Annotated in this window: 10 protein-coding genes and 2 pseudogenes; 2 read left to right on the top strand and 10 right to left on the bottom strand. The window is 46.7% G+C overall.

Annotation, left to right across the window (positions count from 1 at the left end):
* Positions 1-323: 323 nt before the first annotated feature.
* Positions 324-3,779, bottom strand: coding sequence for a type ISP restriction/modification enzyme (locus tag IM473_RS11110; RefSeq protein ID WP_287659418.1), 3,456 nt, complete (start codon positions 3,777-3,779; stop codon positions 324-326).
* A 409-nt stretch (positions 3,780-4,188) separates the two neighbouring features.
* Between IM473_RS11110 and IM473_RS11105 the strand changes: the two genes are divergently transcribed.
* Positions 4,189-4,416, top strand: coding sequence for a type II toxin-antitoxin system RelE family toxin (locus tag IM473_RS11105; protein WP_287659416.1), 228 nt, complete (start codon positions 4,189-4,191; stop codon positions 4,414-4,416).
* A gap of 10 nt (positions 4,417-4,426) precedes the next feature.
* Positions 4,427-4,627, top strand: coding sequence for a hypothetical protein (locus IM473_RS11100; RefSeq protein WP_002778483.1), 201 nt, complete (start codon positions 4,427-4,429; stop codon positions 4,625-4,627).
* Here the strand turns inward: IM473_RS11100 and IM473_RS11095 are convergent.
* From IM473_RS11095 to IM473_RS11055, 9 genes and pseudogenes are all read right to left on the bottom strand, one after another.
* Entirely contained in the window at positions 4,585-4,839 is a 255-nt protein-coding gene (locus tag IM473_RS11095; protein ID WP_287659414.1) for a DNA cytosine methyltransferase, read from the bottom strand. The two genes, IM473_RS11100 and IM473_RS11095, sit on opposite strands and share 43 nt — an antisense overlap.
* A 179-nt stretch (positions 4,840-5,018) precedes the next feature.
* Positions 5,019-5,342 carry a type II toxin-antitoxin system Phd/YefM family antitoxin gene (locus IM473_RS11090; RefSeq protein WP_287659413.1) on the bottom strand — a complete coding sequence of 108 codons (324 nt, stop codon included), beginning with the start codon at positions 5,340-5,342 and terminating at the stop codon, positions 5,019-5,021.
* 68 nt (positions 5,343-5,410) lie between these two features.
* The gene (gene gltB, locus IM473_RS11085) at positions 5,411-10,015 is read right to left on the bottom strand and encodes a glutamate synthase large subunit (RefSeq protein ID WP_287659412.1); all 4,605 of its coding nucleotides are present in this window, start codon (positions 10,013-10,015) and stop codon (positions 5,411-5,413) included.
* A 306-nt stretch (positions 10,016-10,321) separates the two neighbouring features.
* Positions 10,322-11,209, bottom strand: coding sequence for a succinate--CoA ligase subunit alpha (locus tag IM473_RS11080; RefSeq protein WP_287659411.1), 888 nt, complete (start codon positions 11,207-11,209; stop codon positions 10,322-10,324).
* Between the two features lie 278 nt (positions 11,210-11,487).
* A pseudogene (locus tag IM473_RS11075) lies at positions 11,488-11,784 on the bottom strand (transposase); the annotation flags it as partial.
* Positions 11,785-12,138: 354 nt separating this feature from the next.
* Positions 12,139-12,336 (bottom strand): hypothetical protein, encoded by a 198-nt coding sequence (locus tag IM473_RS11070; RefSeq protein ID WP_287659410.1) that lies wholly within the window; start codon positions 12,334-12,336, stop codon positions 12,139-12,141.
* 50 nt (positions 12,337-12,386) lie between these two features.
* Positions 12,387-13,331: a calcium-binding protein gene (locus IM473_RS11065; RefSeq protein ID WP_287659409.1), complete on the bottom strand. Its 945-nt coding sequence runs from the start codon at positions 13,329-13,331 to the stop codon at positions 12,387-12,389.
* Between the two features lie 33 nt (positions 13,332-13,364).
* Positions 13,365-16,007, bottom strand: a complete 2,643-nt coding sequence (locus tag IM473_RS11060) for a peroxidase family protein (RefSeq protein WP_287659408.1) — start codon at positions 16,005-16,007, stop codon at positions 13,365-13,367.
* Between the two features lie 520 nt (positions 16,008-16,527).
* A pseudogene (locus IM473_RS11055) lies at positions 16,528-16,765 on the bottom strand (ATP-grasp domain-containing protein); the annotation flags it as partial.

Genomic DNA, 16,765 nt, shown 5'->3' with positions numbered 1-16,765 from the left:
TTTTCGTCCCTGAAACTGAACCTCTCTATTCTCACTTAAGCGATCGCATTTTCAGAAATTCATGGTTCTAGAGCAACCCAAGTCAAAAAAGCCAAACATCTTCAACTTTTGATAACTGCTCTGAGTCCAGTTCACCTAATACCAATCGATTTTAGTTTTGATCCCCCCTGCCCCCCTTGATAAGGGGGGTGCAGCTCCCCCCTGCCCCCCTTATTAAGGGGTGTGCCGATCCCCCCTTACTCCCCCCTTATTAAGGGGGGAATCTGATAATTTTTAACGACTATCTACTTAACTCTAGGAAATGACAGGTTTCAATCATTGAATTAAAAAGAATACACGGCTGTTTTGATATTTTGGTAGTTATCATCTAGGTCTGATTCTAGGAGAATAATCGCAGTAATTCTTCTAGTCATCTCGCTTACTTCCTGCACTTCTGCGATAGTTAATCCCCGTCCTAATAATTTTTCCTCGCGATAACTTAGCCATTTTTTAATAACTTGATAACCCCCGATGGTATATTCCCACACCCGGGCCGGTATATTTTGCCAATAGGCTCGATCGTTGAGATAAATATCATAGGTGGTCGTTCCTAATAATTTTCGCATTTCTGGGCTAATTACGCTGATTTCTGCGGTTGTATATTGTCTGGCAATCGCTTTTCCTTTACCCGGCATCGTCACACCATTTTTACCCCCGTGTCCCCAACCGACGTTAATAATTAAATCTCCCTTGTCTGGGTTTAAATTTCCCCCATCAGTGCAGGAAATCAAGGCGATTTTTTGCAGTGCAGGGGTCGGTTTTTTTGTCACTCCTATAACGGGGTTTTCTGTGTCTAAAAGAGAGGCGATCGCTTGTCCTAATTCGGCAGATTTAATTAATAATTCTTGGCTATTGGGAAGGGGAATTCTTGGGAAGTCTTGACGAATACCGTCGGCATTTTCCCGAAGATACAAGGGAGAGTAACCAATCGCTAATGCGTGCAGCCAAATTAAGGAGGCATTCTCGATATTTTCCTCGAGATTATTAATACCAATTTGCTTTAAGTATTGACGAGATTTCTCCGAGAGATTAGCTGTTATTTGAGAAGTATTAAAGTCACTGGAATCGAATAATTTTCCCTGAGTATTATCTTCTGTATTTACTTTTTCTGAATAGTTTTGACGTAATCGCATAGGAAAATAATAAGCATGACCTCTTTGAAAATCATTATCTCCTAACAATTGTGTATAACATATTGGTATCCCTTCAGGATTAGCAACTCCTGCTGGACGACTCATAAGAAATGAATTTCCTTCCCAACATTGTGACCATAAATCAGGTCTGGAACGATTCCATAAAGGACTAATCTTGCTGTAATAACACCATCTAACTTCAAAAGGTCGAAGTAAATAGCGTATAATGTTATTTTGTTGAAAACCTTCTAATTTTTGAACTTTTAAACGTACTTTTTTAGCTTCAAATCCACTAGCATCTTCCGTTAATCCAGTTTTTAATGTTTTCAGTTCTTCCCATGTTATCGAAGTATCATAATACATTTTAATTCTTGTTTCTAAACTTGATTTATCAATATCAATTAATGCTCCTCCCCTTTTTTCCATTAATCCATTGCTAGGTGGTTCTTTACATAAATCTGTTAACTTTGGCCATGCTAAATAGTGAGAGGAAACATCGGAGGGACGGAAAGAATAACGATTAGATTGTTCTGGGTTAGAGACTTGATAAAAAGCATCAAAATCTTGATTGTTTAAACTATCTAATAACTGTTCTCGTTTAGCAACTCCCCAGAAATGGCGAAAATAGACATCAACATTTTTATTCCTTACTTCCTTTCTTACCATTAGTCCGATAGTTGTCCCGACTCGAATCCCTTCCTTATTGTATTGAGTAGAAAAAACACTAGGATCGGGATTACCTTCAGGGGTTAACTTTCCCGTTTCCCGACTATCACCATTGAGACAATCAAACCAAAGACGATCGAATTCTTGTAAAAATCTTTGCCGCATCACCACAAAAGAAGGATCAGCGAGATAGGAAAAATTAGAAACATAACAAACAACTCCTTTACCGGTATTTTCAGAGATACATCTTTCTGCTAAACGAAAAAAGCGCACATAGAGATCATCCAAATTAAACTTTTTAATCCCCCAATCGGAGATCAAACCCTGTTTATACACTTCCACTAAACCTGCTTCTTCTGCGGGACTGGTTCCAGCAAAAGCATTGTAGGGAGGATTACCGAGAATAACTAAAATCGGTTTACCGCGCTTAACTTCATCAGCTGCCTCTCGTTCCTTATTTAACTCCGGAAAATTTAATTGTAGCTGTTGAATTTTCTGTTTGCTTTCCTCGTCTGGGGGTTGCCAACCGGTTAAAGCATTAGTCAGATAAACCCCGACGCGTTCACTATCTTCTATTAAAGGTACACCCAAACTTTGCAGGAATAAACCTAATTGTAGATGAGCGACGACAAAAGGAGCGGTTAAAATCTCGAAACCGAAAATTCTTTCTATGGCTGCTTTTTTCACCAAAGCCATGGCTAAAGCACCCGCGCCATTTTCCTGTAAAGTATCGGTAATATAGCGCAAAACCTCGACTAAATAAGCGCCGGTTCCACAGCAAGGATCGAGAATATAAACATCGGGATTAGCTAAACCGTCCTCGATATTTAATTCTTCTCGTAAAACTCGATCGACTCGCGCTACCATATAGCGAACAATTTCCGGAGGAGTGTACCAAACTCCCAATTCTTTGCGTAAATCGGGATCAAAAGCTTGCAAAAATGGTTCATAGAAATACTGTACCGCTTGTCCTTCATCGAATTGACGAAAAAATTCCTCTCGTCGCACTCGATTTAAAGCTGCACCGGTCCAGTTCAAGACTTCTACTAATCCCAAAGATTTTAACTTACTCGGTGCGGCGATCTGCTCAAAAAGAATCGCTAACATGGGAACATGGAGATAGTAGGCTGCTAATTTCCAATCGAAATTATCCTCGCGATTGAGGTTTTGCTTGTGCCATAATACCCAAGCAGAAAATAAACCATAAAAGAGGGTTTGCACGAGGGTAGAACGAAAAAATTTATTTCCCTGTTCCTGTTCAAATTTGATACCTAGGGCATTTTCTAAAGCTTGACGAATATTGGCCAGAGCGGGAAGATCGGAATGATGTTCTAAGCGTGCTTTTGCGTCGCGCGCATAGGAAGCGAGGAACCAAGCAACATCAGCCGGTGAGGTGATAGGAGCCGCCTGTAAAAGCACTCTCTTTAGGTATTCTAAGAGGCTATCACCCTGTTCGGCGGCAAATTTGGATGGATTTGAGGTTTTTAGCCAAAACTCGGCTTCTGACGGGGCTAAACTATAGGCTTCTAATTCTACCGGTTGACCTTGGCTATTGCGACCGATGAGCAGAAAATCGCGATAATTGCTGACTAATACTTGACCGTATTTTTGCCAGTATTTTTGTACTTGCTCGCTGGCGGCGATTTTTTTGATATCTTCTTTGGTTCCCTTAATCTCGATCGCGCCTCTTTCGGGAAAAATCGCCGTAAAAGGTTCTAATTCTTGATTTTTGGGGAATTGATCGACGTTAAAAAGTCCCCCGTCCGGCAATCCTGCACCCTGATTTCTGAGGTTGATAATGCAGCGGACTCGCGGTTTTAGGGTTTTACCGATTTCGTTGAGGAGAGTTTCGAGAGTGCCGTAGTAGGAGGTTTCCTTTACTGCTGCTTGGGAGGAGTGGATTTCTTGCAGGTTGCGAAAATAATTGACGAGGGGATTCATTAGGAGTCTTGTGAAAACTAAAAATTGTTGTTAGGGTTAGGAGTCGGTCGTCAGGAGAATTAGGAATGAATAATAATTAACTAAGTAGTCTATTTACATATTTTATGCTATTTAATCCTTATTTGTGCCGTTTTTGAACCCTCAAAGGCTCTTGTCTGAGTGCATGGGTGTCTGTGCTAACCAAGAAGTTAATTTTGTCCTACTACTGCTTGTTCTAAGGCTCTGCCTTGGAACATAATATATAAGTGGGGTTTCCCCATCACTATAAGCTGTTTTATTTGAGCTTGATAGCCCACCTCAACCTGATGGAGGTACAATTAATATATCTCTGGTAAAAGTCCTAAATCCCTCAATCCAAAATCCAAAATTAGAAATCTTCAATTTCTCTGATTTATGCAAGAGGTATAATGTGAAATATCAAATTCAATTCAAGCCTAGAGCTATCAAAGACTTAGAAAAACTTTCTTCTCAAGATCGGACTAGAATTATGGCTAAAATTGAAGCAATGAAGGATAATTTACAAGGAGATGTCAAGCAATTAAAGAATTTTACGCCTAATTATCGCTTAAGGGTGGGTAACTATCGAATTCTATTTGAGGTTGAAGAAATCACTTTAAAATATCTACAATTAAATTAAGGAGAAAACAATGATTGAATTACATCCTGAATTCTTAATCAAAAATGGCAAAAAAGAATTTGCTGTTTTAACTTATGAGGAGTTTGTGAAAATTAAAGAAATCTTAGAAGACTTAGAGGATTTGGAAGATTTAATACAGGCAAAAGAAGAAGAAAAAGATAGTCAAACTTATTCTCTAGATGAGGTTAAGAAGATGCTAAATATTGATTGATTGCTTGTATCTTGCTTTAATTCTACTATTTCGCAGATGGGAAAAAATAGAGTTCCCCTTGTATCTCTAAATCCGGCTCGTTTTCCTACTTTTCGACAGTTATCGTCTATTTCACAAGAATATACACAGTCATAACCAACGCTCTCAAAAGCTAATCTAAATCCTCCAATACCAGCAAAAAGATCGATAAATCTGAGTTTTTCGTTTGTCATTGCAAAATGATGACACCAGAGATAGCCAAAGTAAATATATCCTTAATTTTACCAAATGTTCCGACTTATGCATCGATAAAAACTGTAGTCTAGATAATTAATGTTAATATGCCCCGATATAATCAATTTGGAGATACTAGATTAGGCATAATTGAGTAAAAACTCGCACAATTTCGGTTTCAGACTTCTGCGGCTTTTTCTTGCTCAATCTCGGTCTCCAATTCTTGACGTAATTCTTCTAGAGAAGTGGTGGCAGCTGTCTGAGATAATCTTTCTTGTGACCAATTTAAGGACTGAAAAAGTCGTTGAGCATTAGCTGGAGAGCGCAAAAGATAAACCTCTTCTAATAAAGCGGATAATTCGTCAGCAGCAATCAAGGCCACATCATGATGACCCTGACGTTGGACAATAACGATCGAGTTTCCCAGTTCTACTTTTTCTAAAACCTGAATAAAATGTTCTTGTGCTTGGGTATAGCTAGTATAGGTGGTGGGGATGGCCATTAATCAACTCCGCAGTCAAAAAATTAATCAATGGGTGCGTTAACCAAGAGTAACGCACCCCAAAGAAATTACACCGAAGTTAAGGTTTTCTCCGCGCTAATTTGCGCTTCGGGACTATCCGCTTCCGAGGGGGGAACCACTTGCCAGAATTGACCCAGATAACTATCCCAATTAGCTAAAATTAACTTACCCTTGGGGCTATTAGTGCGTTCTACATGAGCCTCAATTAAAGATTTTAACTGTTCAGCGCCGGCTGCCGTGGCAACCCGTTGAATCTTGACAATTTCGGGGTTAAGTTTCTCCGGTAGGGACGGATCAAGGATATAAGCTAATCCTCCCGTCATCCCGGCGCCGACGTTGCGACCGACGGAACCAAGCACGACAATTACCCCCCCGGTCATGTATTCACAGAGGTGATCCCCGGCCCCTTCGATAACTGCTTTTGCAGTGGAATTGCGGACAGCACAGCGTTCACCAGCGCGACCATTAGCGTATAATACCCCACCGGTGGCCCCGTAGAGACAGGTATTACCGATAATAGCGTTATCTTCGGGCTGATAATTGGCGTTTTGGGGCGGTACGATGACAATTTCGCCGCCGTAGATGCCTTTACCCACATAATCGTTAGCTTCTCCCTCTAAATGGAGATTGACACCGGGTAAATTAAATGCTCCGAAACTTTGACCAGCCGCACCCTGGAAATTGAGCTTAATTTCGCCTTCAAAGCCATCATTACCGTATTTTTGGGCAATTACCCCCGCAATTCTCGCCCCGACAGAGCGATCGGTATTGACAATCCTGTAGGTTTTGCTGACGGTTCCCTGTTGCTCGATCGCCTGTTTAATCTCGCTATCGGCTAGAATCTCGTCATCGAGGACAGCACCGTTACTATGTACTTCCTCGTGCTGCAACCAAGAGCGATCGCTACGGCCATCGGGTAAATTCAACAAACAATCGAGATTGAGGGATTCTGTCTTAGTTAAACGAGCATCGGAGCGCACTTTTAACAGATCTGCCCGGCCAATCACCTCATTTAAACTGTGATAGCCTAATTTCGCCAATAATTGCCGCGTTTCCTCAGCCACCAAAGTGAAGAAATTGACCACATGAGCGGGAATTCCGGGAAAACGAGCTCGCAGACGTTCCTGCTGGGTAGCGACTCCCACAGGGCAATTATTCGTGTGACAGACGCGGGCCATGATACACCCCTCAGCAATCATGGAAATGGAACCAAAACCGAATTCCTCCGCACCCATCAGAGCAGCCATGAGGATATCCCAACCGGTTTTCAGTCCCCCATCTGCACGCAAAATCACCCGATGACGCAGTTGATTTTCCATTAACATCCGATGCACTTCCGTCACTCCCAATTCCCAGGGACTACCCGCGTGTTTGATCGAACTTAGGGGTGATGCACCTGTACCACCATCGTGACCGGAAATCTGGATAATATCAGCGTTAGCTTTGGCAACTCCGGCCGCAATTGTACCGATACCGATCTCGGCCACTAATTTGACGGAAACTTTGGCCCGGGGGTTAATTTGGTGTAAATCGTAGATTAATTGTGCTAAATCTTCGATCGAGTAGATATCGTGGTGAGGAGGGGGAGAAATCAAAGTTACTCCCGGTTTCGATCGCCGTAACATGGCAATATAGGGACTGACTTTTTTCCCGGGTAATTGACCTCCTTCTCCCGGTTTTGCTCCCTGGGCCATTTTAATCTCTAGCTGTTTTCCACTCATTAAGTATTCGGGAGTGACTCCAAAACGACCCGAAGCTATCTGTTTAATGGCAGAATTGGCTGTATCACCGTTTTTTAAGCCGTTTAGATGGGGCATGGTCACGGAATGTCCTTCTACATCCACATCGCTTAAGCTGGTGTAACGGATCGGATCTTCTCCCCCTTCTCCGGAATTGGACTTACCTCCGATGCGATTCATGGCGATCGCTAGGGTTTCGTGTGCTTCCCGGCCCAAGGCACCGAGGGACATTCCCCCTGTGCAGAAGCGTTGCAGGATACTTTCGATCGATTCTACTGCTTCGATGGCAATTGAAGCTCGATCGCTGTTAAATTCTAATAAATCGCGCAATGCAGTAACGGGTCTTTGCTGTAAGATTTGACGATAGGTTTCGTAATGGTCATATCCTTGACCCTGGGAGTGAGCGGCCACGGCTTTATGGAGTGCTTTCGCCATTTCCGGGGAATTCATGTGGTATTCTCCCCCCGGACGGTAGTTGACAAAACCGTAGTTTTCTAGTTTTTTGGCGGTAAGATTGGGGAAAGCTTTACTATGGAATGCGATCGCTTCTTGGGCCACCTCAGCAATGCTTAAACCCCCGACGCGACTGGTAGTACCGTTAAAAGCTAGTTTAACTAAATCTGCCGATAATCCGATCGCCTCGAAAATTTGCGCCCCATGGTAGGAAGATAGGAGAGAAATACCCATTTTCGAGAGGATTTTCAGTAATCCTGCTTCTACGGATTTGCGGTAATTAATTAGGGCTTTTTCGAGGCTAATAGCTTCTAATTTGCCGTTTTCCATCAATTTCTGGGTTTTTGGCTCGATCCACCACTGGGCGATCGTTTCTAGGGCCAGATAGGGACAGACTGCGGAAGCGCCATAACCAATTAGACAAGCGAAGTGATGGGTACTCCAACATTGGGCCGTGTCGATCACGATCGAAGCTTTTAAACGCAAGTGTGAGCGAATCAGGTGATGATGGACGGCACCAACGGCCAATAAAGGGGGAATATAGCTAGTTTTTTCGTCAATAGAAGCAGTCCTGTCACTGAGAATTAAAATTTCCGCTCCCGATGCTACTTTCTTGGCGGCCTCAGCGCACAAATGAGCGATCGCTGTTTCTAATCCCCGGGGGCCGGTGGTCAGATCATAAAGGGTAGAAAGTTCGGCTGTTCTGTAGCTAGAGGTTTTAACTTTGGCTAATTCCGCATTATTGAGCAGGGGAGAGTCTAATTTCAGTAAATGTGCGTCATCAACCCCTAATTTAAGTATATTGCCCCGTCGTCCCAGATACATAGTCAAGGACATGACTAAACTTTCGCGTAAGGGATCGATGGGGGGGTTAGTAACTTGGGCAAAACGTTGTTTAAAGTAATCGTAGAGAAGATGGGGTTTACTGGAGAGGACTGCTAGGGGAGTGTCATCACCCATACAGAAAGTCGGTTCTTTTCCCTGTTCTGCCATGGGAACGATAATCAGATCCACATCTTCGGCAGTATAACCGAAAGCGGTTTGCAGGGGAAGGAGATGACTAGGAGCGGGAATGTCTATCGCTGTTTCTTTGTCAATCAAGGTGCGTTGGGATTTCACCCATTCACCGTAGGGATTAGCTCGGGCAATTTCCTGTTTAATCTGCCAATTACGCTTAATTTCGCCTTTTTCTAGGTCTACTGCGATCATTTGACCGGGGCCGAGACGACCTTTTTCGATAATGGTGGTTTCATCGAGGGGAATAGTTCCCGCTTCCGAGGAAACGACGATATAACCATTGTTAGTAATGCTATAACGGGCCGGTCGCAAACCGTTGCGATCTAAACAAGCGCCGACGATTCCCCCGTCACTGAATACCAGTAAAGCCGGACCGTCCCAGGGTTCCTGTAAACCGCTATAGTATTCGTAGAAGTCGATAATTTCGGGATAATTCTGTAAATCCGGCTGATTATTGTAGGCCTCCGGCACTAGGATCATAGCTGCTTCTAGGGGACTGCGACCGGTTCTCACCAATAATTCTAGGGCGCTATCGAGGTTATAGGAGTCGCTGTTAGCGGGGTTAACAATGGGGGTCAGGGATTGTAATTCTTCGTGGGTCCAACCTTCCGTTTCTAAAGCGGGTTCCCGGGCCGACATCCAGTTAATATTGCCCAAAAGGGTGTTAATTTCGCCGTTATGACCCAATAAGCGCATCGGTTGAGCGAGGGGCCATTTCGGTTGGGTATTGGTGCTAAAACGACGGTGATAAATGGCAAATTGACTGCTATAGGCGGTATTTTGCAGGTCTAGATAAAATTCTCGCAGGATTTCGCCCCGTACCATGCCTTTATAGACAATGGTGCGACAGGAAAAGGAACAGAAATAGAAATCATCGGCCAGTTGCTTACCGACTTCAGAACGGGCAATATAGAGTAGGCGATCGAATTGAGAACCGGCTAAATCGGGGGAAGTCACCAGAATTTGCTCGACGTAGGGTTGATTTTCCCTTGCTTGTCTTCCGAGGACTTGGGGATGGACGGGAACAGCACGCCAGCCTAAAATCTTAATATTATATTTATTGACAATTTCCTCGATATGTGCTTTAGCCTCGGCGCGTTCTTGGTCCGCTTGGGGAAGAAAGACCATACCCACCCCTAGACGCTCAGATTCTGGCATATTTAAGCCATTTTCGGCGAACCAAGGAGCGAGGACATCTCTGGGGATAGCGGTCATCATACCGGAACCGTCCCCGGAATCCTGATCGGCGCTGCAGCCTCCCCGGTGTTCCAAACAACCTAAGGCTAAAAGGGCCTGTTCAATCAGTTGATGGCTGCCAGAACCGCGCACATCGGCAATAAAACCGACTCCGCAAGCGTCCCGCTCCTCTACGAGCCATCGGGGACCCCAATAGGGATCGATTTGGTGTATATTGTCGGTTTTTAGGTTATTTTGTTGCGCCATAGAAGTTATCCTTAGGGTCGTTGTCTAGAAGGGTGGGATAGTTGGTCTGCTGAAAGGGTCAATCTAGAATAGAATTTTTTTTGATCTTGCCGTTTCGATTGTCGCTGATTTTTCCTAATTTTTGCCTGTTGCCGTCTTTATCTTGGCCGGTCTGAGGAATCACAGGTGATCTACCATGATATAATAGCCCTCAGGAATTGTCATCGAAAATCCCCTAGGCAGGATGGGGGTGAAACATCCTGTTAGGTGCTTATTTTCGCAGAATATTGTCAGATTATAAATATTATTGGAGCAATGGGGTCAAATTCAGGACAAGACTTTAGCTAAAGAGCTGGGTAAATCGGCCAATTTTTCCACCACTGTCACCCCAGCTTCTTGAAAATGACGTAAGCTATCTTTTCTGGTATTCTTAGCGGCAACAGAGTAGGAAAGTTGGTTAGAAATAATTGTTTCTGTATCGCCGAAATTGGTTTCAATCGCTGTATTTAACCCGACAAGATAGGCAATCACTGGTTTTTCGATCGCCGAGGCAATATATTTGGCTGCCTCGATTTCGGCCTTTCCTCCCACCTGACTGACGAGGAGAATCGCCTCGGTATTGTCATCTTCCTCAAAAACCTGCAACCATTGGGACAAATTGGAGCCAATAATGCCGTCAGTACCCAAATTTACCGCCATAGATTCACCATAACCGGCTGCTGTTAAAGTTTTCGCCACTTCATCCCCTATGCGATCGCCACGGGTGATCAGACCGATTGTCCCCGATTGATAAAAACTGGGTTCACAAATACCCAACCAAAGATAATTGGGAATAATCACACCCTGGCTGCCGGGGCCGAGAATTAATGTCCCGGTGGTACTAGCTATCTTTAATAATTCCACCAGATCCAAGGGGGGAACTCCGGGGGTGACGATAATTAATTGGGGAATTGCTGCTGCGATCGCTTCTAAGGCCGCATCTAGGACTTGATTGGGGGGGACTAAAATTAAACTGGTCTTGATTTCTCCGGCTTCAGCAACGGCCTCGGCCACTAGATCAAACACTGGTATCTCTGCGATTATCTCACCACCGTGGCCACTAGCCACCCCGGCTACTAAACAGGTTCCCTGAGCTTTCAATCGTGCCGCATAATATTTGCCTAGGGGTCGATCGATCCCTTGCATAATTATCTGATCTTTATCTGTCCATTTCATATATTAAGTGTTGGGAGTTGTTTCAGTAAACAGTAAACAGTAATCAGTAAACAGTAAACAGTAATCAGTGAGACACTGTTGATGGGAGTTTTTTTCAGTGGTCAGTAAACAGTAAACAGTAATCAGGTTCTGAAGGCAAGAGTCACTCATGCAAGAGGCAAAAGAAATGTCTCACGTCTGACTCACTGTCTCACTTTCTTCTCCTCCCTCTTCTGCGGTTCGACAAGCTCACCGTCCACTCTGGCACCAGATTCTTTGCCATCGAGAATTTCTCGTCCTTTTTTCACCATTTCTTGGTTAATTTTGTTAAGGAGATTTAAGTTAATTCCTTTCCGAAAATATACCATCATTTTGGCATCAAAAGGGACTTCTATTTGATAGTTTTTTAGCCCAATAAAATAGTGGAGGTAAGGGTTTTCCCTAACTTCTTCGATGGTTTCTCTATCACTTATTCCTAATCTTTATTGAATAATTAATGATGCCAATGCCACCCTAAATGGTAAGGCGGGCGCCCCCTTATTTTCAGGGAAGCTTTTTGCGTATTCTTCTTCAAATTTTTCCCAGGGAATTATAGTCATTTCAATTAAGATTGAGAATATCAATGCCAGAGTTCATAAGGGGCTCTTTTGGATTTGGTGGGTAAAATGTATTCTGAGATACAGTCCTGCTGGCGAGGGAGTGGAGGGAACCACAGAGACACAGAGGACACAAAGATCGATCCTATGTAAGTTAAACTTATCACACAGAACCTGGAAGAGCCCATAAGGGTTTAACTGGTCTAGAGTGTATCAGACTTATCTGAAATGACTATAAGTTGGTCATAATAACTACGGCGGATTCAGGATTGGTCTGGTACATTCTCCACTAAGGAATTAGCTGTGCCAGACGAATAAAGCAACCGCCGTAATTTATTACGCTTCCAAGGCCGCTCAGATCAGCAAGAAATTGCTGCTGACCAGGTTGGGGAAGACCGCGTTGGCCGACGCCACATCCGAGGGAAAAGCCGGATTGAAGCGGTTCAGGTTGGGGATCTGCGTGGGCGTGACAACGCCAGTGCCGTCGGGATCAAAGAACAGATCACCGTTGGAGAGGTTATAGATGAAGCGCTGGCTTGCCGTGGTGGCCACCGTTGCCCCGGCCTCCGCCCGCAGCTGGGCTGCGGTAAGGGTGGAGCCGCTCAGGCCTGCGTAGACGTTCTTGTCGAAGACCAGTTGGTCCAGACTGGAGTTGAAGTCCCGCAGTTGATCCACCCCATTGAGACCTGGGGCCTCGTTGAAGGTGAAGAGATCGTTTCCTCCCCCCCTGTGATAGTGTCGTTCCCCTGTCCGCCGATGAGGGTGTCGTTACCCGCCTGTCCCTTCACCTGGTCGTTGCCCAGCCCACCGGAGACCAGGTCGTTGCCATTGCCGCCGTTGAGATCATCGATGCCATCCTCACCGAAGAGGCTGTCGTTGCCCTCTCCGCCATACATATCGTCGTTGCCAGTGCCGCCATAAATCTGATCGTTGCCGGCATCCCCACGCAACATGTCAAAGCCGTTTTCACCGTAGATGGTGTCATCTCCTTCACCGCCATCGGCAAAGTCATTGTCATCGCCGGACCAGAAGGTGTCCGCGCCTCCATCGCCCCACATGCAGTCATCCCCAGCCAAGCCCTTGAATTGATCGGAGCCGTTGGTGCCGCCAAAGAGCTCACTGGCCTTGCCCTCCCCGTTGGGACTGAACACGCCGCGGGCATCAAGGTAGTTGCCACCATTGCCGACAAGCACGCCATTCACATAGCCAGCCCTGCCCACCAGCCGTTGAGTTCCGGTGACATCCACCACCGTCTGAGTGGCCTCAAGCAATAAAGCTTCAGAAGAATAGGTGTTGAAGCTTTGCAGGGATCGCTCATAATCAGCATCATTCACCGCAAAGATCTTGTGGTAGAGATGCTTAACTCCCGTGGCAGCCATCACCATGTCGGCCACCGTCTTGCCCTTGATTTCCTCCACCAGATCCGTGGCAGCCAGCTTGCTCAGGTAGTAGGTTTCATCACCCCGCTGCAGTTGCTGCATCTGGTAGGCATAGATGAAATCATGGGTCGGGCCAAGCATACCGCCGGGGGTTTTGGCCTCTGCCAATCCCCCCAGCCAGAGGGAGATCTTTTGGAAGTCCTAGTTGCCGCTGGGCGTGTTCACCGGTGCTGCGGGATTGAGGGCATCCGTGCTGCTGCCGCTGTAGAGCAGGCCCATGAAAGCGTCATCCCCCATGGCCAAATCCGCCGCAGCGGAGAGGGCGGCGGCGTAGGTGGCTGCCGCGCCTGGAGCCGAACTGGCTTGCAGTTGATTCCAATAGGAGAGATCGGCATTGCCCGAATAGCCACTGAGGATGGCATCGCGGGCGTAGGCCATGATGAACGTCTTCAACGATTCGGGATGAAGCAGATGGGCTCCAAAATCCTTCCAGCTGATATAGGGCCGCAGGTTGGCCTCCAGGGACGCCAGGTTAGCGTCAATGGCATTGTTGGCCTGCACCAACCCGGTGGTGCCCCCTGGAGAGGTGCGTACGTCACGAAGGTAGGTTTGAATCTGGCGACGGGCTTCATTGAGGGAGGTGATGCCGGTATCCAGGCCGCGGGCGATGTTGAGGGCACCCAGATCCAAGGGCAGGCCCACCAGGGCGTTTTGAAGGGTGTTGGTGATGAATTCATCGGTAGCGTTGCCCACCTGCTGGCTCATCCCTGCGGCGATCTGCCCTGCTGTGTGGCGCGTGTAGATCTGGGGGGCGAGAAAGGCCTGCAGCAGCGGGATGTCCATCTGCCCGCCGGGGTTAGCCAGGCCCGTTTGCTGGTTCACCGAGGTGAGGGCCACGGTTTCGGTGAGCTGGGAATGGCCGAAGCGAAAGGCGCTGGAGGCGAATTCCGCCAAGATGCTGGCATTGAAGCCGGCGTTGTTGTTGTTGCCCGCGTTGGCACCTGCGAAGGCACCCAGGTTGGGGGTAATGCGCCGCGCGTACTCCTGCAACACATGGTGTTGGTAGAAGTTTTCATTGGCCAGCTTGGCCATTTCAAACAGCTCTTGTCCGGAAAGGGCCTGGTTATTACCATTGTTTCCGGCATTCTGGGCTAGATTGGCCTGGATCTGAGACAGGATATTGTTGTGGGTGGTGACAAAGATCTCATGCATTGCCGTGAGACCAATATTTTCATTCAGGCGCCCATCTCCGCCCACAGCGTGTTGATTCAGCCGAGAGGGATCCTTCAGATCACCGTTGGCTTTGAAGGGATCGCTACCAGCAGGCTGGGGAGAGCCTTTCCAGTCACTGGCCAGATCGATCAGAAACGCTGAACCGGCCTTGGCCAGCACCTGATTGGACGTGACATCCGCCGTATCAAAGACGTAGCTCTTCTGCCCCGTCACCTTGTTGAGCACCACAAAGGCATAGCGGCCTGCATTGGGCTGGCCCTGGGGGATGATCTCCACCAGGGGTACAGACAGCACATCGCGATCGCGCAAGGTCAGGCCAATGCGCTCGGCATTCTTTTTCAGGTCAAACCAGCGGGCGGTGGAGTTTTGCGGATCTGCGAGCAGCCGGCCCGTCAGTTCACCATTGCCCTTGTATTCCCGCATGAAAATGGCATGGCTCTCCACCGAGCCATAGACCTGGTTGAGATCAAAAAAGGCGGAGGTCTGGTTGAAGCTCTCGCCATTGCGTGGGGTGAGCTTCAGCACACTCTGGCCGCTGCCGTTAGTGGTGGTGGAGGCAACCACGCCGGTGAAGGCCGCCTTGCTGTTGATGGTGGTCACTATATCGTTGAGGGTGGCACCCGCACTGATCACGATCAGCTGCTCATTGAGTACCAAGGTCCCCCCACTGGTGCCAGTGAAGCTGGTGCCGATGGCGGCGTTCTCATTGTCCACATCCCATTGGCTGGGGCGGCTGTAGCCCGCTAGGCCTAGCTCCGCCACCAGGGCATCGCGGCTGCCCTCGCCGATCTCCACCTGCACCGTGTTGGTGCGGGAGAGAGCCATGAAGTTGGTGGGCGAGCCAGGGGTGTAAAGGCTGTCTCCGGGGAGCAGCGGGATCAGCAGGCTGCCATCCTTGCCCTTGGCGAGAAAATCCATGCTGTGGTCGTTGTATTGGCCAAACAGGGCGAAAAAGCCTGAATTCGGCAGGGGATTCCCAGTATTGGAGCCATTCACCCCATTGCCACCGGTGAGAATGGTTTCATGGCGGGTGTTGTTTTTCTGGCTCACCCGCTTGCCGGCCTGGGTGCCGGCCTGGGTCCACTCCCTGGCGTAGGGATCATCCAACAACTGCAGCGCTGTCCTGCCGCTTTGATTGGAAACCAGATTGCTGATCAGCCTGGGGCTGGCATCAAAGATGTGGGGATTGCTGGGATTGGCAGAGCCGCGAAGGCTGTAATCAATCGTATAGTTTTGGTCGTAGACGACCGCTCCCGTCTGGAAGTTGATCGTGAAACCACCCGTGGCTTGCGTGAAGCTCTGGCTGGTGAGACGGCGAAACAGTGTGCCTGTCGCCCCGGCCATGAATTTCGGATCTGTGGTGGACAAGGGGTAGGGTGCCGAGATGGGGGTGATGCCGCCACCCACCTGGTAACGCAATTGATCCGTGCCATCGACAAAGCGGATGCCACTGGTGGGTCTGGCGCCCGTCACACCGGGATTGAAGCCAGGCAGAACGGCGAGACGGGGATCGTTGTTCCATTCCTTGTAGACGCGATATTGATAACGGAGAAAAAACAGATCGTCGATTGTGAAAGTATCAATCACTGAATCGAAATTGGGATTTGGCATGATTTGGCAATGTGCAATATTTTTCCTAACCCGTGTGCAACCATATTTTTAGTCTTGATTTACAAGGTCTTCAGAAATCAGCAGAGATAAAGTCTCCTTTGTAACCCTGATTCTGTCGTTTTTAGTTGCACATCGTGTTTTTTTTACTTGAAAGACAATAATATAGTTTCAGGGCAGAAACGTTGCATCTCCCAATAAAACTTTACATTTAACCTACCTTCCCCACTTCTTAACATTCCATTGATAATTTTCCCTAATACATTGCTTAGAAACCATTACCAGCAATGATTATAGCTAGAGTGATCGATTTTTCTCAAGGTGAAGAATTGTAATTTGTTTTCTCAGAAAAATCAATTATTGAGAATGGTTCTTAATAGTAGTTTCTACAATGACAGTTTTTGGTAAAAACATCTTGAGGAATGTAAAAATATATAAAAATATATGAAGATGTGCGGAGTGTCAGATTTAAGAACATAACAAACCCAAAACGCCATTTTTTCAATTGAACTGATCACTGATTCTAGGCTAATTTAATTGCTGCAGTGACTACCTCTTCTAAAGACTCTAACCAATGAAAGTTAACATCAGCTAAACTCTGACTGAGATCGATCGCTTTGCTGTCAGCTAGGACGCGAAAAATTATTTGTGGTAGGGTGGGATTGGGAAAAGATCGAGGTTGCAAGGTTTGTCTTTCCTGTCGGGTAGCCCGGATCGTTCGTTCGCCGCTGCCCCGGCTGGGTGATAATGGGCTATAACTG

Source organism: Microcystis sp. M015S2, from assembly GCF_020245945.1.
Lineage (GTDB): Bacteria > Cyanobacteriota > Cyanobacteriia > Cyanobacteriales > Microcystaceae > Microcystis.
Note: the sequence above shows the minus strand (reverse complement) of the source record. Positions and strands in the feature narration are given on the sequence as shown.

What these genes read in the sequence shown, in the direction of transcription:
- IM473_RS11090 (WP_287659413.1), bottom strand. Translation starts at nt 5,342, where the DNA reads ATGGCCATCCCCACCACCTATACTAGCTATACCCAAGCACAAGAACAT.
- IM473_RS11095 (WP_287659414.1), bottom strand. Translation starts at nt 4,839, where the DNA reads ATGACAAACGAAAAACTCAGATTTATCGATCTTTTTGCTGGTATTGGA.
- IM473_RS11080 (WP_287659411.1), bottom strand. Translation starts at nt 11,209, where the DNA reads ATGAAATGGACAGATAAAGATCAGATAATTATGCAAGGGATCGATCGA.
- gltB (WP_287659412.1), bottom strand. Translation starts at nt 10,015, where the DNA reads ATGGCGCAACAAAATAACCTAAAAACCGACAATATACACCAAATCGAT.
- IM473_RS11060 (WP_287659408.1), bottom strand. Translation starts at nt 16,007, where the DNA reads ATGCCAAATCCCAATTTCGATTCAGTGATTGATACTTTCACAATCGAC.
- IM473_RS11110 (WP_287659418.1), bottom strand. Translation starts at nt 3,779, where the DNA reads ATGAATCCCCTCGTCAATTATTTTCGCAACCTGCAAGAAATCCACTCC.
- IM473_RS11100 (WP_002778483.1), top strand. Translation starts at nt 4,427, where the DNA reads ATGATTGAATTACATCCTGAATTCTTAATCAAAAATGGCAAAAAAGAA.